The 20798-nt window shown below is 54.4% G+C and carries 28 protein-coding genes and 2 pseudogenes; 9 read left to right on the top strand and 21 right to left on the bottom strand.

Features of this window, described 5'->3' with window-relative positions:
- Positions 1–112 precede the first annotated feature (112 nt).
- From DV706_RS18540 to DV706_RS18530, 3 genes are all read right to left on the bottom strand, one after another.
- On the bottom strand, positions 113–604 hold the full coding sequence (locus tag DV706_RS18540) for a hypothetical protein (RefSeq protein WP_006066861.1): 492 nt from the start codon (positions 602–604) through the stop codon (positions 113–115).
- A gap of 6 nt (positions 605–610) precedes the next feature.
- Positions 611–913, bottom strand: a complete 303-nt coding sequence (locus DV706_RS18535) for a ribbon-helix-helix protein, CopG family (protein ID WP_006066862.1) — start codon at positions 911–913, stop codon at positions 611–613.
- Between the two features lie 71 nt (positions 914–984).
- Positions 985–2694, bottom strand: coding sequence for a hypothetical protein (locus tag DV706_RS18530; protein ID WP_006066863.1), 1710 nt, complete (start codon positions 2692–2694; stop codon positions 985–987).
- 109 nt (positions 2695–2803) lie between these two features.
- Between DV706_RS18530 and DV706_RS18525 the strand changes: the two genes are divergently transcribed.
- The 3 genes from DV706_RS18525 to DV706_RS18515 are packed head-to-tail and all read left to right on the top strand — an operon-like array spanning position 2804 to position 5467.
- Positions 2804–3334, top strand: coding sequence for a DUF7437 domain-containing protein (locus DV706_RS18525; RefSeq protein WP_049889861.1), 531 nt, complete (start codon positions 2804–2806; stop codon positions 3332–3334).
- Positions 3331–3894, top strand: a complete 564-nt coding sequence (locus DV706_RS18520; protein ID WP_006066865.1) for a hypothetical protein — start codon at positions 3331–3333, stop codon at positions 3892–3894. The genes DV706_RS18525 and DV706_RS18520 overlap by 4 nt, the downstream gene beginning before the upstream one ends.
- Positions 3895–3919: 25 nt before the next feature.
- Positions 3920–5467, top strand: coding sequence for a sensor histidine kinase (locus tag DV706_RS18515; RefSeq protein WP_006066866.1), 1548 nt, complete (start codon positions 3920–3922; stop codon positions 5465–5467).
- 222 nt (positions 5468–5689) lie between these two features.
- Here DV706_RS18515 and DV706_RS18510 read toward each other — a convergent pair whose 3' ends face one another.
- The 4 genes from DV706_RS18510 to DV706_RS18495 all read right to left on the bottom strand — a co-directional run bounded on the left by DV706_RS18510 (position 5690) and on the right by DV706_RS18495 (position 8220).
- Positions 5690–5908: a HalOD1 output domain-containing protein gene (locus DV706_RS18510; protein WP_006066867.1), complete on the bottom strand. Its 219-nt coding sequence runs from the start codon at positions 5906–5908 to the stop codon at positions 5690–5692.
- Positions 5901–6836, bottom strand: a complete 936-nt coding sequence (locus DV706_RS18505) for an ImmA/IrrE family metallo-endopeptidase (protein WP_006066868.1) — start codon at positions 6834–6836, stop codon at positions 5901–5903. The genes DV706_RS18510 and DV706_RS18505 overlap by 8 nt, the downstream gene beginning before the upstream one ends.
- Before the next feature lie 436 nt (positions 6837–7272).
- Positions 7273–7563, bottom strand: a complete 291-nt coding sequence (locus tag DV706_RS18500; RefSeq protein ID WP_006066869.1) for a PadR family transcriptional regulator — start codon at positions 7561–7563, stop codon at positions 7273–7275.
- Between the two features lie 204 nt (positions 7564–7767).
- Positions 7768–8220 carry a DUF5518 domain-containing protein gene (locus DV706_RS18495; RefSeq protein ID WP_006066870.1) on the bottom strand — a complete coding sequence of 151 codons (453 nt, stop codon included), beginning with the start codon at positions 8218–8220 and terminating at the stop codon, positions 7768–7770.
- Between the two features lie 160 nt (positions 8221–8380).
- On the opposite strand from DV706_RS18495, the gene DV706_RS18490 reads away from it, so the two are divergent.
- Positions 8381–9358 (top strand): hypothetical protein, encoded by a 978-nt coding sequence (locus DV706_RS18490; RefSeq protein ID WP_006066871.1) that lies wholly within the window; start codon positions 8381–8383, stop codon positions 9356–9358.
- A gap of 42 nt (positions 9359–9400) precedes the next feature.
- Here the strand turns inward: DV706_RS18490 and DV706_RS18485 are convergent, their stop codons facing one another.
- The 13 genes and pseudogenes from DV706_RS18485 to DV706_RS18420 form a co-directional block, all read right to left on the bottom strand.
- Positions 9401–9625, bottom strand: a complete 225-nt coding sequence (locus DV706_RS18485) for a hypothetical protein (protein ID WP_006066872.1) — start codon at positions 9623–9625, stop codon at positions 9401–9403.
- Between the two features lie 48 nt (positions 9626–9673).
- Positions 9674–10336 (bottom strand): hypothetical protein, encoded by a 663-nt coding sequence (locus DV706_RS18480; protein WP_049889862.1) that lies wholly within the window; start codon positions 10334–10336, stop codon positions 9674–9676.
- Positions 10337–10347: 11 nt separating this feature from the next.
- Positions 10348–10470 (bottom strand): hypothetical protein, encoded by a 123-nt coding sequence (locus tag DV706_RS22365; RefSeq protein ID WP_006066874.1) that lies wholly within the window; start codon positions 10468–10470, stop codon positions 10348–10350.
- Positions 10471–10657: 187 nt separating this feature from the next.
- Positions 10658–11023, bottom strand: a complete 366-nt coding sequence (locus tag DV706_RS18475; protein ID WP_006066875.1) for a DUF7568 family protein — start codon at positions 11021–11023, stop codon at positions 10658–10660.
- Between the two features lie 6 nt (positions 11024–11029).
- Complete coding sequence (locus DV706_RS18470) at positions 11030–11530, bottom strand: hypothetical protein (protein WP_006066876.1); 501 nt, start codon at positions 11528–11530, stop codon at positions 11030–11032.
- A gap of 991 nt (positions 11531–12521) precedes the next feature.
- A complete protein-coding gene (locus DV706_RS18460) occupies positions 12522–13412 on the bottom strand; it encodes a biosurfactant protein 1 (RefSeq protein WP_006066877.1) in 891 nt (296 codons plus the stop codon).
- Positions 13413–13496: 84 nt separating this feature from the next.
- Positions 13497–13634, bottom strand: coding sequence for a DUF7563 family protein (locus DV706_RS22585; protein ID WP_449406817.1), 138 nt, complete (start codon positions 13632–13634; stop codon positions 13497–13499).
- A 713-nt stretch (positions 13635–14347) separates the two neighbouring features.
- Positions 14348–14548 (bottom strand): annotated as a pseudogene (locus DV706_RS22155) (DUF7558 family protein); the annotation flags it as partial.
- Between the two features lie 7 nt (positions 14549–14555).
- Positions 14556–14897, bottom strand: a pseudogene (locus DV706_RS18445) (PemK-like protein).
- Complete coding sequence (locus DV706_RS18440; protein WP_006066879.1) at positions 14894–15253, bottom strand: MarR family transcriptional regulator; 360 nt, start codon at positions 15251–15253, stop codon at positions 14894–14896. Before DV706_RS18440 ends, DV706_RS18445 begins: the two are co-directional and overlap by 4 nt.
- A 93-nt stretch (positions 15254–15346) precedes the next feature.
- Positions 15347–15682 carry a DUF7558 family protein gene (locus tag DV706_RS18435; protein ID WP_006066880.1) on the bottom strand — a complete coding sequence of 112 codons (336 nt, stop codon included), beginning with the start codon at positions 15680–15682 and terminating at the stop codon, positions 15347–15349.
- The gene (locus DV706_RS18430; RefSeq protein WP_006066881.1) at positions 15682–15972 is read right to left on the bottom strand and encodes a hypothetical protein; all 291 of its coding nucleotides are present in this window, start codon (positions 15970–15972) and stop codon (positions 15682–15684) included. The genes DV706_RS18435 and DV706_RS18430 overlap by 1 nt, the downstream gene beginning before the upstream one ends.
- Positions 15973–16224: 252 nt before the next feature.
- A complete protein-coding gene (locus DV706_RS18420; protein ID WP_006066882.1) occupies positions 16225–17073 on the bottom strand; it encodes a hypothetical protein in 849 nt (282 codons plus the stop codon).
- Positions 17074–17346: 273 nt separating this feature from the next.
- Between DV706_RS18420 and DV706_RS21560 the strand changes: the two genes are divergently transcribed.
- Positions 17347–17499 (top strand): hypothetical protein, encoded by a 153-nt coding sequence (locus tag DV706_RS21560; protein ID WP_161569816.1) that lies wholly within the window; start codon positions 17347–17349, stop codon positions 17497–17499.
- Positions 17500–17604: 105 nt separating this feature from the next.
- On the opposite strand, the gene DV706_RS21555 is transcribed toward DV706_RS21560, so the two are convergent.
- Complete coding sequence (locus tag DV706_RS21555; RefSeq protein WP_006067213.1) at positions 17605–17745, bottom strand: hypothetical protein; 141 nt, start codon at positions 17743–17745, stop codon at positions 17605–17607.
- 92 nt (positions 17746–17837) lie between these two features.
- Here DV706_RS21555 and msrB point away from each other — a divergent pair, with 92 nt between their 5' ends.
- The 4 genes from msrB (at position 17838) to DV706_RS18400 (ending at position 20312) form a co-directional block, all read left to right on the top strand.
- On the top strand, positions 17838–18272 hold the full coding sequence (gene msrB / locus DV706_RS18415; protein WP_006067212.1) for a peptide-methionine (R)-S-oxide reductase MsrB: 435 nt from the start codon (positions 17838–17840) through the stop codon (positions 18270–18272).
- A complete protein-coding gene (locus DV706_RS18410; RefSeq protein WP_006067211.1) occupies positions 18269–18487 on the top strand; it encodes a YgaP family membrane protein in 219 nt (72 codons plus the stop codon). The genes msrB and DV706_RS18410 overlap by 4 nt, the downstream gene beginning before the upstream one ends.
- 278 nt (positions 18488–18765) lie before the next feature.
- Positions 18766–19164: an iron-sulfur cluster assembly scaffold protein gene (locus DV706_RS18405; protein WP_006067210.1), complete on the top strand. Its 399-nt coding sequence runs from the start codon at positions 18766–18768 to the stop codon at positions 19162–19164.
- A gap of 149 nt (positions 19165–19313) precedes the next feature.
- Positions 19314–20312 (top strand): hypothetical protein, encoded by a 999-nt coding sequence (locus tag DV706_RS18400; protein WP_006067209.1) that lies wholly within the window; start codon positions 19314–19316, stop codon positions 20310–20312.
- Positions 20313–20798: the final 486 nt, after the last annotated feature.

Here is a 20798-nt window from a genome sequence, read left to right as displayed (position 1 = left end):
CTGGAACCGCTGTGGGACTTGTTCCTACAAGTTCCGACACAGAAACAGGAAGCTCCGTCCTCAACAAGCGAGGGCCGGGTAGGCCCGAGCGCGGTAGGGCGGAGTAGTTCACCTATTCGTCAAAGAGCTGTCTTGCACGACGGTAGATCGGCGCACCAAGCCAGTCTCGGGTCTTGGCAATCTGCTCGAGTCTATTCTGAGCGTTCTTTGGTTCAAGTACGCCCCGCTTGACGAGCGCCCGGAGTACAATTGGTGAGAGTGCGACCTTGGCAGTTGTGAGATTCTGAATCTCTGGGAGTGCTCGGAGGTCGTCGGTCAGAAGAAATGCAGGTTCAAGCTGCTCTTCCAACCGAATACAACTTGCCTCCCCCTGATCGATCGTTGATGACTCAAATTGTTCTCCATCAACAGTGTGAACAGAGAATTGCGCCTGCTGCTCGAGCACATTCTGAGCTGCCTGTCCATGTGGATCGTCATACTCAGCTGTCTCTTCGAGTTCTTGCAGAATCACACGCGTCGTGTGAACTTCGAACTCAGCGAAGACAAGGTCAACTACCTCGGCTGTGGCTAGCGAAATAAGTGCACTCGTATCGGCAACAATCATTGCCAGCTACAGCCCCGCAAGCTCGTCGGCGAGATTCTCACTTTGGTCAAGAACGGCTTTTGAGGTACGAACCGCTTCGGCGTCTTGGCGACCAATAAACGTTTTGAGGACATCAAAACTGATCTCGTCTTCAAGATATAGCTCGACGATCTCTTCATTGAACGCGTCCTCGTCTTCGATTTCGTCTAGATAGGATTGAAGTGCCTCAGTCACAATCTCCGTCCGATTCTTGTGGGTGATCTTCGCTGCGACATCGGCCTTCTCGACTAATTCATCTGGGATCCGGAAGTTTACTCGAGTCGTTCCCATAGTTGCTCTCTGTACATACAGTGTACCCACAGCTAAATAAAATTGCCCCTCAAGACGACCTTGGTTGTTAATCACTCGAATCCCCGTGTGACCTCGTATCCCTCGAACACGGACTCAAATCCCTCGTCGACGACCTGCTGGACAAGTTCCGCGAACGAACTTCGATTACTTGGATCCTCCACGAGCGACCGATACGTACTCTCGAAGTGATGCCCATGCGAGGGCCGATCCCGACTCGAGGTTTCATGAGCTGCCTCATGCAGCATCACGAGATACAGGTCGTGCATCCAGACCGCACGCTGTCGGCTCGTCACAGCCGAGTCGGTGATCACGATGTACGTCCTGCCGTCGGTCCAGGCATCGGCACTCGCCTCGCCGTAGTACACGTCTCGCTCAATTCCAAGCTCTCGTGCGAGTACTCGAGCGAAGCGAAGATACCGCTGCTGATCAGCGTTCAACTGCGATTCATCCTCGATGCGATGATAGCCTGTCCACACTCCCTCTGACTCTGCTTGCTCGCCAACGTCGAACGTTTCCGGCACCGCTATCGATATGTTCTCATCGGTGGCGAGGTCACGGAGCCGCTGCGTCGCTGAATCACTCGTATCGAGGACGACGTAACCACGCTCGACGAGTTTGTCCGCACCTTTCTGGGCACCGTCGACCCACCCAATCCTCGAGGCTGCTTGGACCTCCTCGAGGCTGATGCGGGACTCGGTTGCCAACTGGAACAGCTTGCGCTCGGCCCACTGCTCATCCGATTCTGATTCGGATGCCATCGCTTCAACCATCACTTCCCGACTCTCGGCAGTCAGCCGATCGTCCGAGACGTCCGTATATAGATCGTCACGTCCCTGCTCGAGTGCGTCGTCGATCCGTTGCCATCGATCACAGCCGGACTGGATGTCGTTACGCGCAAAATTCAGCGTCAGATTCCCTTTCGAGACGATCACGCCACCAATGCCGTACTCGCGCTTTGTCGTCACGTACAGTCCGTTGCTGTATATGTCGAGCCCGTCGTGGGGTGTGTACTCGAGTGCGAGAATCGCATCCTCAATTTCGCGTGTGAGCGACGGATGTGGCGAGTCCGCCACTGCCTCGAGTGGATCACCCTTATCGACTGGCTCGCCGTTGATCACGACCGAGACGCCCGTCCGGGACTGCACGTACGCGAAGCGCTTGCGAAGATCGCGAACGTAGCGCCGCCAGCGGTAGCTGTCCGAATCTGGAACCTCGTCTTCGTAGTGATCGATCTCGACGAGCATCCCCTTGAGATGGTGCTCAGCGTCCACGAGCTGGCCGTCGCGCCCGCTGACGTCTGCCCACGGTCCAGAGTCGCGCCGATCTCGGTAGTCAAAGCACAGTGCGGTGTCGTGACTCCAGATGCGAACCGCGCCTTTCGCGATGATCGCACCCTTGCCGATGCCCCACTCGCCGATCGTCTCGTCGTCAGAGCGCTGCTTGCTTCCCGCACCCAGCACTGAGAGGTTTCGCCGCCCTTCGGTCGACTCGAGGTCGACACCAGCACCGTCATCGAGGATGATCGACCGCTCAGGGGAGATGCTGACCAGCACACGGGCTGAACCCGGACTGTCGATGCCGTTTTGGACGGCTTCACGGATCGCGTCTGTGAGATCTGCCATCTGATCCTCAATGAGGTACGTTGCAACTCGCTCATCAGCCGTCATCGTCACGGTCTCGTCAGTCGATGGTTGATTAGCCGGCCTCGAGTCAGTCGTTTCGTTCGTAGCGAACTCTGCTAACGTCGGATGTTCTACCATGGTGTCCACCCCTGTGGCACCACAAAAACCGCACCGGGCAGTCGAATACTCTCAAACGCAAAGCGACCTGCGGAAGTGTTATTACGAACTATGCATAACTCATAATACGATGTCTCAATCTACGACACCGGGTGAGACGCCACCAATTCAGCAACTTCGGACGCTCGTTGACCTTTTAGAGAATCCAACGCTCGCTCGAATTTACACATATGTGTTGCGAACTGAGGGTGCGACTGTCGAGGATCTCATCTCTGAACTTGATATCCCACAGGGGACTGCCTATGATTATGTCGGTCGACTCGAGGATGCGGGTTTGATAACAAAAGCACGTAAAGAGCGGCCGTACGAATTTGCAGCGGAACCACTCTCAATCACGCTCACGACAGACGGTGAAGAACGAACGATCACAGCCGAACTCGTCGACGCAGTCGGTCGTCGTGAGGCTGACAAGGATATTGATGTTTATCTTGATCGTCACGGAGTCGATGGCCTTGCGACGGCTCTTGAGTACGCTCATGAGTACGTCGACGGAACGGTCAACCATCGAATTATGGCCCGTGAAGTTGACATCTCTCCGCTGGAAGCTGAAATCATTCTCCAGGCACTCGAATCGGTTGTTCTTGAATATCGTGACGAATGAAAATTGAATATATCGCAGACACTGGTGTTTTTGTCCGGTGTGGTGGCCCAGGCGCTGACAAATATCAGCGATTGCGCCGTGCAGTCCGACAGGCAGATGTCGAACTGCTCATTCCTCGACGAGTGCATCTCGAATTAGGTGGTAAGCCGAACGACATGTCTTATTCCTCAAGCCAGATTCCATGGCAAGAAGGTATCGAGGAAGGATGGATTCTCGTAGCTGAAGAACTCGAGTACGCTAACTCACTCGTTTCTGGAATTATGGATGCTTCTAGACGGTTTATCGCGAATGATACAAATCGGCCCGAAGACGGTATTGAAAAAACGGATACAGCACTTGTTGGTCTTGCAGCTCAACTTCTCGATAGCGGTAAAGCTGAGAAGGTTGTATTATTGACAACCGACAAGCCTGCTGGACGAGCCGCAGAAACCTTACTTCCTGAATATGGCTTCCCAGACCAGATTGAGTACTGGTATGCGAGTGAATCGTATCTAGAACAGATGACCGCGGCTGAGTTTACTGAAACTGTTGTTCCGAGTGACACCTCACAAAACTCTTAATTCTGTGTTGGATTAATGAGAACCTATGGACGCCGCGACATATCGGGCTCAGATCTACGATATCTTTACACCTCCTATCGAAGACACGGAGACACAAATCGAGCGCGCACTCGAACTTGGGACCGAGTATCTTGACCTCCCAATCGGATTTTTCACACATATTACTGCCGACAGGCAAGAGATTCTCCAGGCGGTCGGGGACCATCGATTAATCCAATCTGGGGAGAGCTGTCCGCTTGATGAAGCCTATTGTCGACGAACCATCGAACTGGAAAGTCCGCTCGCTATCCAAGACGCCAACATCTCGTCCGCGATTTCCGAAGCGGCCATTCAGACGTTTGACCTTGGCGCGTACATCGGGGCAAAGGTCATCGTTGATGGGGAAACCTACGGGACCGCCTGCTTTGCCGATGACAATCCACGGAACGAGTCATTTACTGACGCCGAACAGTTTTTCGTCGAACTCATCGGCAGACTCTCCGGGCAGGCGCTCGAACGACAAACGTACGAAAGACAACTCGCACAGCGTGGAGAGCGACTGAACGAGCAGGAGGAAATCTATCATGCCGTTGTTGAGTCGAGTTTCGATTCGGTGTTCCGAACAGACACGAACGGGATATTTACGTATTCTTCAAAGAGCGTCCGAGATCTCTTAGGCTATTCGCCTACCAAACTGGAGGAACGATCAATCACGATCACACATCCCGATGCAGAGACGACCGACTGGGCATGGGAGAAGATCTCGCAGGTACTGAACGGAGAACCGGCCGAAGCTCGTGATTTTCCGTTAGAAACGAAATCCGGGGAAATCGTGTATACCGATATTCGTGGCGTTCCGATCTACGATGGCAGTGTCCCCGAATCGGAGCGAACGCCCGAAGATATTGTCGAGGTCCAACTCATGGTCCGCGACGCGAGCCACCGTCGCCAGCGGGAAGGGCTAATCAGCGTCATCAACCGTGTCCTTCGGCACAACGTTCGAAACGAGATGAGCGTTATCCAAGGATACGCGGAGATGCTCTCTGACGCACTGGATGAAGAGAGTGCTGAACGAGCAGACCTCATCTACGGGGCTGCGGGTCGATTACTCAATCTGGCTGAATCGGCTCAACAGATTGAACAAAACCGCAATCTTTCGGCCGAGTTAGAGTCGCTGGACATCGTTTCGTTTGTCGATCGGATTGCCTCAGAGTTTAGACACCGCTATCCGGACGAATCGATAACCGTCGATGCACCTGAGACGGCTGTCGCAGAGACGCTCCCCCGTGTCGAAACGGCCCTATTCGAACTCATCGACAACGCCGCAAAACACGGCGGTGATCATGCAACGATCGGTATCAAAGTAGAGGTTACCGACCTTTGGGTTGTCGTTCGTGTGAGCGACGATGGGCCTGGGCTTCCCGAGTCGGAGCGAGCCGTCCTAGAGACAGGCGAAGAGACGCCGCTGGGCCACGGGCAAGGACTCGGTCTGTGGTTGAGCTACTGGCTTGTGACGACTGCTGACGGCAAAATCGATGTCTTAGAATCCGACAAGGGGACCACTATGGAGATTCGATTACCAACTCCACGCTGAATGTCCAGCCTCACGAAAAGTCTGTGAGCGAACTTCTGATGAACTCACGCTCTGGATGTTACACTCCGTAGTGGCACTTGAGGAATGACCAGATTCCCGCACACTTATCAAATGTTAACTAATAGTTGAATTACGGCTGACGGAAATTTCAGAGCGCTGGCACTCCATCTCAACGCAATCCGTTCTGCTATCGCTGGCTTAGCACTTGCTGTTTTAGCTTTTCTATGAAGTTTTGACTGCGGCCACATCGGATGGTGTCACGACCATACGGAATTCACCAACCGAGAACCAAACCTCGAGTTCAGTGTGTGGGCTTGTCGAGTCAACGAGTTGCTCGAGGGCTTCGACGTCGATCACTCGCTGCAGTTGGTATTCGTCACGAGCGAGTCCCTGCTCTTCGAGCGCATGAACGATCTCGAGCAGAAGCGACTCGTCACTCATCGGCTATCACCTCGTCGACAACGTCGATGATCTCCTGAGCGGTCGAACTAATGCGCTCGAGTCGATCGAGAATCGTCTCTGGTTCGTCCCCCTCCCACGCAGCGAGGTAAAACGCCGACCCACTCGTGTCCAGCCCGAAATATCGACCGACAATGTAGGCAACGGCCTCGGCCTCGAGTTCGCGTTTCGACCGTTCGTCTTCGGTATCGATGCCACCGTGCAACAATGCGTGCGCGTACTCGTGAACGAGTGTGACGGCGAGATCAGCCTCGTTTTCTCGATCACGAACTTCCACGAGTGGCTGCTTCTCCAGGCGATACTGACAGACGCCCTTGGCGCTGCCGTGAGACCATTTCCGAGGAGACACGACCTCGACAGCCACCTCGAGTGCGGACGCCGCCTCGAGGAGTATCGGGACCAATTCGCCGGCGTTGCCGTTCGCTTCGGTCTCGAGTTCTGGAAGTGGTTCGCCTTTTGTCTGCGAGATATCGAAGACTGGTGCTGGTCGAAAGCCAACGAGTCCCTTGTTCCATTCGCCAGGCTCAGTGTCGTTGTACTCACAGTCGCTGCGTTCGTGGTACGATGGCGAGTTCCCGCATTCAGGACACTGTTTCGCGATGATCGGTGCCCAGATCCAGATTGCTTTTTCACCCTCACTCACGTGTCGATCGAACTCGTTCTGCCACGTTCGGTAGCCAGCAACGCGCGTTGCGTGGGGACACTGGAGTTTGATCAACAGCGTGTTTCGGTGCGAGTAGTCGTGGAAGCGACCCTGGACATCTAACCATTGTTTGAATTGCTCGCTCGAGACGGCGGTATCGACCTCATTGACGAGGTCTTGAATCCATGTTTCGATCGTACTGTGCATCTCGTCGTGCCGGGTGTCCGAATTGTCGAACGTCTCCCGGGTGCTGCTGCTCGTAGCCATGTTTGATCACTGCTTCTCGAGTCGAATCGAATCGAACTGAACTCGAGAAGACCTCCACCCCTCGGGGGTCGGAAAAAACACGCCAGACTCGAGCAGTTGTAAGCTCGTTAGTCAGCGGATGTCGAAACTCAGAGCGAGCATGGCAACTGGTGCTGACTTACTGGCTGTGAAAATGTCGGGCTTTGGTGAATCGCTATACAGCGTCGGGATGTAATGTCTCACTGCCTTCCTGAGATCGGTCGCTTGGTTCGTTACCACCGGATTTCTCGAGGGTGCAGTCACGATCGTTCCAGCGTGACGCCTCGAGCGACGTGATTCTTCATGGTAAGTCGCCGCCGTCTAGTGATTCACCAGAGCCAAATGTCGGGTAAGACAGCACAGGGATGACTCTCGAGTTTGAGTGACCGCTTAGAAAATCTGCTTGACGGTATTTGGGCTACGAGTCTACGAGCAACTCACCAACATACTGTTGTTCCCACTCGTGGCGCGCTTCGGTCTCGCGTCGACCCCGACGTGTTAGTGTGTAGTAGTTTGTTCGCCGATCGACCGTCCCTTTGTCGACGAGTCCTTTATCGACAAGTGTGTCGAGGTTTGGATACAGTCGTCCAGCGTGAATATCTTTCTCGTAGTAGTTCTCGAGTTCGTCTTTGATCGCGAGTCCGTGTGGCTCGTCGTGGCCGGCGATTGCATAGAGCAAGTCGCGTTGAAAGCCAGTCAAGTCGTACATACTCTGGCCTATGACAGTAGTGGGGTTAATTATATTGAACATAGACTTTCCTGACCGGAAATACAATTGGCGGAGCCCTGGCAGCAAACGACTACTGGCTGTGAGCAACCCGAATCGTGGTGTGATATGAGTGTACCAAAGAAGTGGTAACACGCCTATCTGAATGCGTAATGAGCGTTCAGTACAGGCGAAGGACATAGTGTGCTACGTAGCGAATTGTCCTTTCATCAGACTATAATTTCCCATTTTACCAGCGAGCCAGTCACCGAGTATCGCACCAATCATTCCTATTAGAACAGAAACCACAGTAATGACGATTGACATGAGAATAATTGCCATAACCTGAAAACCACTAAACCATGTCGGCTGGCTGAATCCAGAGATGAACACGAGTAGGTCAAAGAACGGCCATAATACCGGAACTGCAGCGACAAGTCCAGTTCGTTTCCCAATTTGACGAGTATCCATGTCTTGTTTGTTGGAAATGTACCCAACGAGTACACCCGCGAAAAATACGGGAGAGATCGGGTGGGAGAAGTCGGGGTACGATTGCCAATAGAGAATAATTGTGAACGGAGTTGAGGCGAGGCCGACGATAATTGCATATCTCCAGACCTCATTAGAGAGTTTATCGGATATCGCCTGAAGTCGGTTCATAGCTATTCATTTATGATGATTTGACATAAAACTATTGTCCAGTTCGCAGATCTATTTACCGACCCATTCACCGTCGAAGTTAGTGGATTAAACCGATAGAGGTATTCTCTGCTGTCCGTCGAGAACAAGGTTTAGTCGGGATGACGCGTAACTTCCGTGTATGCCATTCAGCGTCAGTTGGCACACGCTTCTCGAGCATCTTGATGAGTTGCCGGCGGACGCGACACTGATCACACCGTTGTCGCACTCTCGCATCCACATCACAGATGTCCAGGAACACCGCGTTATCGTCCAGTTTGACGAGTCCACCGAGAAGCGTCCGCTCCAACGTGAGCAGTTCGAGACACTCTACCATCAGATACAGACCGCCCACGATGGGTTCAATCTCGACCGGCTCCCGCCAGATGCCGACCCGTATCCAGCGGTGTTGAGTGTCCATCCTCGGTTCGAGATTGACGAAGACGCGGGTGTGATTGCCGAGACAGACGGGCCGACGACGACCCAACTGGCCGACACGGCACACGAACCTGATGACGACGACCGCACCGAACCAGAGGGACTCGATGTCTACTCGGATGGCCTGCTGCTGATCGATGCACTCGAGCGCCACAACGTAACCGACCTACCCGACTTGGAGACAGCCACCCTCGTAAATCTCTATACGCTGCTGTCAGATGTCCAGCGTGACGCCAACGACTTTCGCCAGGAAGTCGCCGATGTGCTTCTCTCCCGGCTTCATCACGACCGTCCTGTTGCCGGTCAGTACGGTTCGGTCCAGCGCACGAATCGTCGCAACCGCTCGCTCAAAGACGACGAAGAAGTCATCTCCCTGCTCGAGGCAGAAGGGATCGACCGCGAGCGCGTCATGAGTGTTGATCGCCAGAAGGTCGACGAAGCACTCGAGGTGACGACGCTCACCGAGTCCGATGTCTACGAAATCTATGAGAGCGAATACGTTCGCAAGGCAGATGTCGACGACGACGTCAAAGAGTCACGCCTCCAGGGCTTGAAGGATCGACTTGCTACCAGTGAGGAAACAGAAGCCGAGGAACTGCAACAGGAAATCGAAGCACTCGAAGACCGTATTGACGACCTCACAAGCTTCCGTGCAGGGACGGAGTACAATGACGACCGTTGAATCCCTCTCGGAGTCCTGCAATCTGTCAGCGGACGTGCCAGATTAGTCATCATCCTGTGCGCGGAGTTCAATAGCTCTCTCCTCGAGTTGACGAAGAATCGGGACACGTTGTTGGTGCTGATTTTCGTAGGCAACGCAGGCCCGCAACGTATCCATATCGTATATCGTCTCGATACTGGCGTCGACGAGTCGCGGATTCGGTGGCTCGAGGCGCTGTGCTGGTGAGAGATCGCTCGAGTCGTGGGAGTGCTCTGGAGTGTTACTCATTGGATGGTGCCTCTACCCCTGTCGAGGCACGAAAAACGAGTTGCAAACTCAGGCTCGGTTTTTGTTACACCACTCTTCGAACGCATTCTCGAATTCGCTGAATAAGTTCCGATGAAAGCTACCGATGTACGGAAGTGGATATCGTTGATCCCCATCCGGAGCATGCGCTAAGTAGTCGCCAGCGCTATCGAGATCGCCTTTTGGCGTTGCTTCAAAGTCTTGTTTCTGGAAGGACAATTGATAGTAATCACTTCCATCTTGTGTCCCCTCAGATTTGACCTTGAGGCACCAGTAGTCGCCATGTTGGAAATCATTCCGTAGTCCCCAGAGAAACGTACCCCGGCGAGCATACTCTGGTGCAGCCTTGTCATCTCGTGCTGGGAGGAAACGCCCCTTCCTGATATGCTGCTTCAAGCGTTTATTTAGGATCGATCGAATCTGTTCGTTATAGGAGTACAACGAAGAAACATAATTGTGTACTCGTCGGTAGACCTCATTCTCTACATCTGTTTCGTCAACTCCTTGCTCAACGACGATCGTTCCCGTGGTTGAAATGTTGTCACACATTTGAGCCAGCTCGTGAAAGTTTCCGTGAACAATATAGGCTGATGACCGCGCTCGCGCTAAATCACGATCAGTAACCGGGTTTGCCGGCCCTTTTGTATGACCAAGTAACTGGTCTACCGTATTTCTAGAACCACAGTTGCTCATTCGATCTACCGCTACTCGTCTTCGGAGTCGCTCGACATCTTCACTGCTGCCTCGCGGTCCTTCAGAAGTTGTTCCTTAGACTGGCCAGTTGTTTCGGCCAGTTCATCTACAGTGGGAATGTCCTTCAGAGCCATCTTCCTACTTCTAAATTCCCTGCTCAGACAATTATACCTTTCGCACAGTCAGATACCGTTTTCTCTAGGCTGAACAAGGCGAGGGCCTCGTGTCTTGAACCCATAGTATTTCACGCATCACTCGAGGTCGAGCCCCGAGGTAGTCTGTCTTGCACTTCTGTAGATGACTCATGGTTCTCACCTGCTGCTAGCGTTCTGCGCCGTAGACGATCTGCGAGGGCGCTTCGTAGCCACAGTCAGGACAGTCGAACCATCGCTTAACCTTCGCACCAGCGGCAGATTTCTGGCTGACGATGACGTCGTCGTTTGGACACTCTGGACACGAGAGTTCGGGGGCTGGTCGGTCCCGAAGTGCATCCCGAACGCTGGTCGCTTCTTTGGTCTCGAAGCCTCGAGACCAGACGGGATAGCCGTCGACGAGGATCGCTGCTCGCCACTTGTACGCGTAGGAATCCGGCGCACGATGCAGAACGGCTCGAGCTCCAGTCTCTGTGTTTCGATATGCTAGCGTGGGTGTTCGACTCTCTCGTGTCCAATTAGTGATTCGTGGCATGGTCACTCAGAAATGGACGTCTGCCGGCACGATCCAGCACGTCTTGTTCTCAACCTTTTGCTCGAGGAGTCGATCGAGGTGTCCGCGATGACGGATCCCAGTTGCATGTTGATCGTACAAGCAGATCGACGGGCCTTGGGAGGCACCGACCCGCTTGAAGGCGTGACGGGCAAGGCCCGCATCGCGCATGATTTCGTCGTCGCTGTGCTCCTCGAGTGCTTGCTTCACCCGATCCAGATTGCGCTGGAACTCTTTCTTGGTGGTCTCCCAGGCCCGCTCGAGGAGGTCCTCGCCTTCTTCTGATGTGATGGGCGCAGCCGTCGGCAGGTCACCCCACCGTGCTTTTCCAGCCACTGTCGTGTCCTCGTCGTCGAAGGTGACGTAGTAGTCGAACACTGCACAAGAATCCGGCTCCGCGCCAACCAGTCGGTCGAACACTGTCTTCCCGGTTGACAGTACCTCTTCTGCTGTCGATGCCTCTACCAGTGCGTAGATGATCATATGCATTTCCTCACCTTAGTTCGCCGACACCTTGGTCAGTGTTCGTCTGTTTCTGCTCAGTGCGCCGGCACCCATCACCGGCGCACAAAATCACTGTTGGAGCGCGCATTTCTCGAGTGGTAGAGCGATCTGGACCGGTAGTAACATTGACAGTGGTCGCAGACCGTCTGACTCGGCGGTAGCATCGAATCAACGTGAACGCCTTCGGAACTCATATCTCCAGCTCGAGTGGAGTTGCTGGTTAGGGAGCACGTTATAGAAAGCCCTGCAAGTGATTTGCTTCAACTCTTTTTGATTGAATCAGCCGGTAAGTAGACGTGCGTACTTGTCAGTCTGAGAGTCGCTGATACCCATTTCGTATGAGCATTCCTATCCCCAGAACAGTCCAGATAATGGCACCGAGGAAGACAGTTGAACGTACAAAGTCAAACATTGGGAAGGGAGTATACCGGCCAAATATGAGTAATACCACCGCTATGGCCCACAGGAAGCTTGCTCCAGTTACGGCTAGATAGATACGACGCACGTTCTGGGATATAGAACAAAGTCACTTATTGTTGTTGAATGAACACGAGTGGTGGTGTCTCATTACTCTATTCTGGATACTCCAATGGTAAGTCCTTCACCTGTACTTACCGTTCACTACGGAGTCCAATGGCCCTGTAATCGATTCTGTGGCACGCTCGGTTAGAGTTGATGTGGGTATCAGTAGGTTCACGACGCTCTGGTCGAGTGAGAAGACTCACTTCTTCCAAGAGCGCCGTTGCTGTCTCGATCGTTTCTGTCTGCGTCAGTTAGCTGATCACCCTCGAGATTGTTGAGTTGGGTGAGTGCATGATACAGTCTATATCTGGTGTGTTGCGTGGATCCATTGATTGCGACTCAGCCGATCGCAGCGCAGACAAACAGAACACGATCGCATGGACTACTGCTTCGATTAACCAACATCCACGCTGCACCATCGTCGTTTGTTGGTTAAGACATGGTGCGTGGCAATTCATTCTGGGTTCGGCCCGTAGCGCGGCGTCCCGCAGACCTGGCACTCCCAGATTGCGTGGCCGGTCCAGGTTTCGTCGGGAACCGATTCATGATCGCTGAATCGATGATCGGTTGTGCGTCCGCACTGGTGACACTCGAGGCGTTCTTTGGTCGGAATGCCACTGTCCTGATTCTCAGTTTCACGCTCTTGAGGTGCCTGCTGGAGGGCAATTGCAGGGACTAACCACGCATCATCACCGGCGTTGTCGAGCAGCGTCGTGAGTCGCTGCTCGTCGCGAATACCAGTCCCACCTTCGTCGTAGAGATATGTTGTAGGTTCGTGGTCACTATCCGCGGCTGGGTGGGGTTGGTCACTCCATCTTGTTCGATCACGGGCGGCCGCGAGAAGTTGCTCACCGTCAGCAGATTTGATCTGTACTGCAGCAGGAAGCACAGGCCACTGGTTAGTCAATTGGGCTACGGGCCCGTCCTCGAGATCATAGATGATCATGCAGTCGTCGACGGTTGATCCCGTCACACTCGAGGCAAGGAGCGTCGCAGCGGCCCCGCCTTTCGCGACGGCGCCGTAGAACGTCGACGACTCGACCAGCATGTGGACGACGCCGAGGAGCGTCCACTCTGGTGCTGATGCGTCTATTTCAGAAGAAGAGTTCTCGAGATGGTTAGTGAGACAGAACAGGCATCTCGTCTGGTCAGCTGGGATCGGTGCGCCACAGGACCGACACTCGGTATCCGTTTCCGCTGGAGTGTCTGGATATCCAGTCGTCGCCGTCGCAACGCGCTGTCGATCAGGCTCACTGTCGTTACACTCTCTGAGTGTCTCATCTGGAACATCCGACGCTTCGCCGGTCGGACGAAGTTCCTCAAAATCAGAATATCGATCAATCATTGATTGGATAGTGGATCGTGTTATCTTGCGTCTCGATGCAGGTTCCAGTTCGATAGAGAAGAGCTACTAGGAGTTGCTTAGAAGCTACTGGTCGCGGAATCCTGCTTCTCGAGCGTCACGGTTGGTGGAACAATGGATACACGCTGGGAGATTTCCATCAACAGCGAAAACCCGGTAGTAGCTCTCAGTGACATGAGAGCCACAGCCATCACATCCTGGCATTGTCCAAATTCTTGTTATCCCTTCGGTAAAGATCTTGCTTCAATACTTGTGTGATTTTAGATGATAGCATGTTGTCTACGCGTAACTAACTCGTCTCTGCATCTGGTTGTGTTGTGCTTCTAGGAGGTGTCCACAGTCTTCGCACATGGTTTCGACTACGTTGGTAGTAACCCGTCCGTTACACTTCGGACACGAACTGGCACTTGAGTCGGGCTGGACGTCTTCGTCGAATACTGTCTGGTAAACTTCTCTGAAAGTCATGGTGTTCTCGAGAGGCGATGAACAACTCCGACTGCCCCTCACCCACTTGTGGGGCACAGAAACTCATATCGAAGTAGACAGTAGCACGGTTCCTTTGTTCAGGTCTCTCTGTGAAACTCGCGACAAGTACAGGTGAAGTACATATCGTTCGGTATCGACTGTGTGTATAACAGAGAAAATGTCTATTAATCGAACATAAATTCATAAGCGAGAGCTAAAACTAACATGAAAACAAGAGTTCCAACAACAGCTCCAACAGTGCCCGTACCAAGATAATTGGAGGCAGTAATTCCGAGTGCGAGTGAAATACTCATTAATACCCCTGCTACCAATGGCGGCAACCGCTTCGTCGCTGTATTGGTTGTCATATTACTACTTACTTTCCCAGATATAATAGTTCAGCGCGAAACCACGTGAGCCAGGCGGGACCGAAGGTCACGCTGAAAGCCGGCGCGAAACGCCGGCGACGCCGCAATCGTGTCGACGACCAATCCACACCCGTCGCAAGCATGGTGGTCACGCTCGTCCGGATCCGGCCGCGTCTGGAAGTTGTCACAGATCGGGTGGGAGACTCGCTTGTTCTGCCACCACGTATACGTGTTACCTGCTCCGATATCACTCCTACTTCCCGGTGTCGCCGTTGACGACAGCACGGTTCGCTCAAGCAGAAATGTAGCTGATTAACTGTGTGGCCACGTCCTCGGTCCGTTCGTCAACGAGAGCGGTCATATGGAACTCCACCTCTGCCGCACTGTTGAGGGTCGCGAGCGACCACGGAAGGACGTGACTTCGGTCCCCGAGTGGCTCGCCTTCGTAGTCGTCGTCGCGGAGCATGAGTGACTCCTCGTGGTAGGTCTTCGTGGAGATCAGGACGGTGATCAGCTGTACGCCGTGGTTCGGAAATCAAGGTGTTCCCAGAACAAGCATTGGACGACCTTTGTCCGAGAGCGGATCGGTCCCCCAGATAATGTCGCCGCGTTCCAGTTCATCGAACGCGGTCACTGCACTTCCTCCATCTCGTCAGTTTTCAACTCCTCGAGATGCTCCTCGCCGTACTGCTCGTCTGCAGTCTGGTGGTGCTGGTGAAGCCGGTAGGCGGCTCGAAGCCGGTCCTCGTTGTCTGTGATCGCCCAGTACGGGCGCTTGTGCCGCACAAGACCTCGTTCCTTCAGTCGCGAGAGGATCGCACTAACGGCGTCCGTATCCAGTTCGAGTTGGTCAGCAATTGTCGCCGCCTTCCACGCCCGGTCGTCGTTCTCGTCAAGGAACAGCACGATCCGCTCGGTGTCGTTTCGTTCCTCGAATTCATCGTCGTCGGCGTTCTCGAACTCGTCGATATCGATGGTGCCGCTCGACATAGATTAATGTTGGTAGCGTGGGTGCATAGCTATTTTGGGTGTTTGTTACAGAAGGAGCACACTCACGCCTAAAGGCAGGTCAAACTCTGTCATTCACTTTGTCGGCGTCGTGATGAGGTGCTTCTCGAGATCACGCGTCCAGTAGGTAGCTGGCCCACCGGGACTACATCGTGCACACAGCTGTAACGAGCCCTCGAGATGGCCGAGTCCAACGCGGAATCGTGTGAGTGCCGCGATTGTGTCGACGACGAGCCCACAGCCGTCACAGGTGCAGTGATCGAACTCGTTAGGGTCCGGCTCCGCCTGGATAGCGCAGTCGACACAGATTAGGTGGGTGACTCGCTCGTCTTGACCCCACGTATGCGCCTCGCCGGACTCGGCGTCGGGCAGGGCGTCGCAGAACGCATAGCCAGTGAGTGTCTGCTGCATTACTCACCCTCCTTGTCAGCGTTGCGGGCCATCGTCCAGCCTTGATGAAAGACGGCAAGCTGAGTGCTCGAGTCAAAAGCGGTCCCACTTGGCTCGTGGATGAACACCCGCTTCCCAGGGATTGGTGTCACCAGATCGTTATCGATAAGTTCAGTAACGAGCTTTCGAGCGGCTGTATCGCCAATATCCGCCGTCACGGCATGAGTTGCATCCCGATCATGGGCAACGAGTCTGGCTTCGAATCGTCTGTAATCGTCAGTAGTGTCGTCAATCGAATTCGGATCAGTCATTGTCAATCACATGACGGCACACTATTGAGTGCGCCTCATGCCTCATGGCGCCAAAAACTCGCTGCTGGAAGCACAATCGGGTCGAAGATACTAGGTGATGCGTGCTTGAGCCCATAAGCGTCCAAAACTGGCAGATTCGGCGAAAGCCCGGCAGTGAAACGGCCCTTGGCCGTGAGCAGCCCGGAACGTGGAGGTGGGTGGGGAGGTGGGTAGTGGGTGATCGGGCATCAGCAAAAAAGAGAGGTCTCTCGGCTACTCCCACCACTGACCGCGTTCTGGGAACACGATTTCCGACCAGTGAGTCAACGCGATCGAACACCGTCCATTGTACCAGTTCTTCGCCGCCGCCCTGAACCGCACCAACTCACCCTTCTGCACCATCGTCTGTCTGCTCTTCGTCCAGATCGTGAATTTTGTACGTCCAGTCTCGTCTTCAATCAGTCCAACCTGCTGCATGCTCGAGTTCGAGGGCTCCCACAGTTCGATCACGCGCCCTTCGACACTGACCTCGCCTCGCCTAATCGACTCGAGTCTTCCAATCGGCACGATCGTCCCTGCCTCATGCTGCATCTCTTCTTTCGTATCCATCACCGCCTCGAACATTGCTTCTCCCTCGAGCACCCGACTGGCGATCCGCTTCGCGATGACCGCTCGCGTGTACCCACCGTTGACGTTCTCTGCCAACCGCTGTGCCTGCCGATTGACCTGACCCAACTCCGCTCTCTCAAGCTTCTCTCGAGGATCGACTTCTTTGACCGGCCGCTGACTACGACGTGCCTGTTCAACCACTGCTCTCGTTCGCTCCGCTCGTCCTTTCTGTCGACCGAAGGCCGCCTGTGCACTGATTCGCTCGAGTTCTTTCTCTCTGGCCTGAATGCGCTCTTCCTGGGCCAGGGTCACACCGTAGATCCGATCCTCGCTCGTGTCGACGATCCCGTCTGGGTGGTTTGCATCGACCTTCGCCTGAATCTCCATCTCCACCGTGGCCCGGAACTCTGGAGTCTCGTCGACGACATCCTCGTGCTCCGCTTGACCCGCTTCCTGCTCGTATGCTTGTTCATCGACCGAAACGACCTTACTAACCGACTTCTTACTAGACATTGGATTACATCCAAAGGCGCTCACTCGGCGTCTTTTCACAACACCACGACTCTCCAGCCCTGGCTCTCTCGCTGTCCAACTCATCCATCACACGCGTCTCGCTCGCGCCTTCGTAAGCGCCCGTCAGGGCGCGAGCGAGACGCGCCGATGACCGATCCAACCAGTAGCGCGCGGCGCTTCAACCGGAGCGAGCGGCCAGTTTTAAGCCGTTTACGTGTCTGAGCGGCAGCGAAGACCGAAAGCGCGCTTAATACTGGCAACCGAAGAGCGAGAGTGAGCGAAGAGCAGAAGCGGCGAGCGGGACGTGCCGTCTTTGAGAAGGTAACAACCACCTTCGACAGCCAGCTGACCTACCCATGTGGGTGGGATCGAAAGGGGCTGACGTACTCGGGGAACCCCGACGACGCAAGCACCGCAACGGAGTGAGGCGCGCAGCGAGATCTTCGCGAGTGAAACGAGTGAAGGCCAGCGAGACGTGTGTGTCTCGCCAGGCGCGGGACTCGAGTTCGTCAGGGGCTTTTGATGGCAGGTTTAGCTGTCTTGATCTGCGTTGAGCTCTTCGAGGAACCAGCCAGCTGCCGTTCCGATTCGAACGCCATCGATGTTGCGCATCTCGAGGCCAACCGTGGCAGTACGGAACGGGTAGTGTTCGATGAGAGCGCAGTGGACCACTCTGTCGTGCCGGCTGCCGTGCTGTCTGCGGAGAGAGAAAACACCTTTTGTGGACGCACAACGTTCATGGAGCCGACGACCTGCAGTCACATATGGGCAAGCGACTCACAGACGACGGGCAACCAAAGACCGACTCCGAATGGCGAAAAGTGCTTTCCGACGAGGAGTACCACGTGCTTCGTGAGGCTGGAACGGAGCCTGCTGGTACGTCTGATCTCCTCCACATCGACGAGAACGGTGTGTTTGAGTGCGCTGGCTGTAGAAGCGATCTGTTTCACACTGACCAGAAATACAAGTCAGGGACGGGCTGGCCGAGCTTCTGGGATCCGATCGACGACGATGCGGTTGTCACCCAGCGCGAGACAGGTCTCCTGGACAGGCGAATCGAGGTCTGCTGTGCTGAGTGTGGAGGACATCTCGGACACGTCTTCAGCGATGGGCCAGAACCGACCGGGAAGCGCTACTGTCTCAACGGCGTTGCGCTTGAGTTCACCGCGACGAATGGCGAAGGGGCCACGCAGGAATGAAACGTAATGTCGGACACATCGATGCGATTGTTCGGGTCGTGGGTGGGGTGGCACTGGCAGCCTTCGCTGTACTTGCCGCATTCGGGGTGGTGACCGTGCCAGTCGTCTCGGCACTCGGGCTTGGAATCATCGCGATCGTGTTGATCGTTGAAGGGGTGATGCGGCGATGTTTGTTGTATCGCGTGCTCGGGATCGATCGCTGCCCGGTCGATTGAGATCAGTGCTGTCGGAGTCTTCCCGTACTCACTGATCGCTGACCGGATCGGCACGATGGACATCGCCGAAATCAATAGTCTGGGACTGCCCGTGATCGGGCTTGCACCGGCGACATCTTTGAGTCCGAGTCCAGTTGGGATGAGCTCCGTACAGCAGAACCTACTCTGGTTTCTTGCTGGGGCCTGCCACCATTCGCCCACATTCGGGTGCGTGGGAATTCTAACACCAATCTGGCGGTGTCCCGTCCGTTTTTCATTACTCGAGACGAGTGGTATGTATGGACAAGACGCTCATCAGGGAGTTGCTCGCAGACCACTCCCAAAATCCCCGGAACTACGGTACGCTCACGGACCCGGATATCGAGCACGAAACTAGCAACCCCCAGTGTGTCGGCCCGACACATCCCGAGGGTGACGAAATAGCGGTGACGGTGAAACTGTCCGACGAGAAACCACCGGTCGTCGAAACGGTCCAGTTCACTGGGCGAGGCTGTACACTCTCACAGGCAACGGCATCACTGCTCACCGAGCAAATGATCGGGACACCGGCCACCGACATCGTCGAATGGGACAGTGAGACGCTCGAGGACCTAGTCGGCATGGACCTGACGCCGTCACGGCTCAGGTGTGCCGAACTGGCACTCGTCGCTTTCCGGAACGCTGTCGAGGACCGCTAGCCGACTGGTACTGGCCGTTCGTCAACTCGAGAACGCTCGGCGTCCGGGTCGGCAGGCGCTGAATACTTTGCTCTCTAGACCCTCGAGGTCTAATCCAACTCTGTTCAGGAATACAAAACATTCAAAATTCCAACTTCCATAGCCAAGTTATGGTCCTCGATAGAGACGACACTCTTCAGACTAGTGATGTCGACCGCACCACCGGGCTCGCAGTGGTTTCTCGTCGACGTGCACTACAGGTTGGGCTCGTCACCGCCGTCTCGCTTGCGGGATGTCTTGATAATGAGTCCTCGAGCGACCCAACCGATGGGAGCAGCGACGAGTCCGATAGCAATGGCGATAGCGACGAACCGGAGGAGGAAGCGACTGACGACGATGCGGAGACGGAGGAGAGTTCCGACGTAGACAATGATCGACTGTCCGTGGTCTATGCGTTTCTTGAAGCGGCTGTCGAAGAAGACCTCGATCGGATGAGCGAACTGTCACACTCACACAATCCACTGGATCCTGCGGCATGGGCCGAGGATGGCTGGGAGTTTCGTGGCGGTGGCGACGAGGAGGATCTTGAAGGACTCGATGCAGAGGTGGTTGACGACGACGCGACGGTCGAAGATGTGTTTGAGCTAGAGGGCGCAGAGTTCTGGTTCGAAGAGGAAACACTCACTGAGACGCTTGACGGAGAGAATGTGGCAGCAGCCGAAGTTACTGTCGATGATCCAACTGAGGATGATACGATCTGGATGCTCGCCACTGAGGACGAAGAGTGGCGGTACCTGTTTGCTGCACCAGTCGACGACACTCCAGAAGATCCTGAAGAAGTGTTTGAGGAGCCAATAGAGGACGAAAACGACGACGTAGTCGTCGAAATTGATTGGGAATACGACAGTCCGACAAGCGATATTCAGCAGGCGGCGGTCGTGCTCACCGATGAGCGAGGCGTTGATGCGAACCGGATTGAGATCGAATCTACTATCGAGGGCGCTAGCACGGGAGCATTCGATCGTGATGATGACGAGTTTACCGCAAGGTGGGAAGATGTAACCCTCTACATTCCCTACGACACCGATGGCGATCAGATCGTCGTCACCGCGATCAGTGAGGAAGAAAACGAATCCGAAGTCGTCCACCGAGAGCATTACGAACCGTAACTCGATGTCGACGGTTCAGATGACAGTACAGTTCTGTCGAAGTCTTCTTCTTTAGATTCCTCCTCTCATGAAATTTCTGATCATTACACGTGCGGGTTGAACGCTGGGATTCCTACCAGTCAGCGTATCTCTTCAACAAGCCGTGATGAATACTGGACTGAAATTATTCGAGTACAAAATCTGAAACAGATCCAATATCGAGCAAGAGAGCAACTCCCAATGCTATTCCTCCAAGCGACGTAATAGTGAGAAAGCCGGGACTCCGACGGCTAAATGCTTCAGTCTCAAATGGATTGCCTCCTGAAAATGCATACGCGAGAGAGATAAGAACTCCCAATAAGCCGACAGTCAAAAAGAACAACCCAACGGTTATTCTTTGGCTCATAGATCAAAGTAATACGTTCTCTTAGGTATGCATTTTGATTGACCCCGTTGCAGACTAACGCGTGTAGTGTGTGAGCTGTACTGACCGGCAACTACATGTGC

The sequence above is a fragment of the Natronorubrum bangense genome, assembly GCF_004799645.1.
Taxonomy (GTDB): Archaea; Halobacteriota; Halobacteria; order Halobacteriales; family Natrialbaceae; genus Natronorubrum; species Natronorubrum bangense.
Note: the sequence above shows the minus strand (reverse complement) of the source record. Positions and strands in the feature narration are given on the sequence as shown.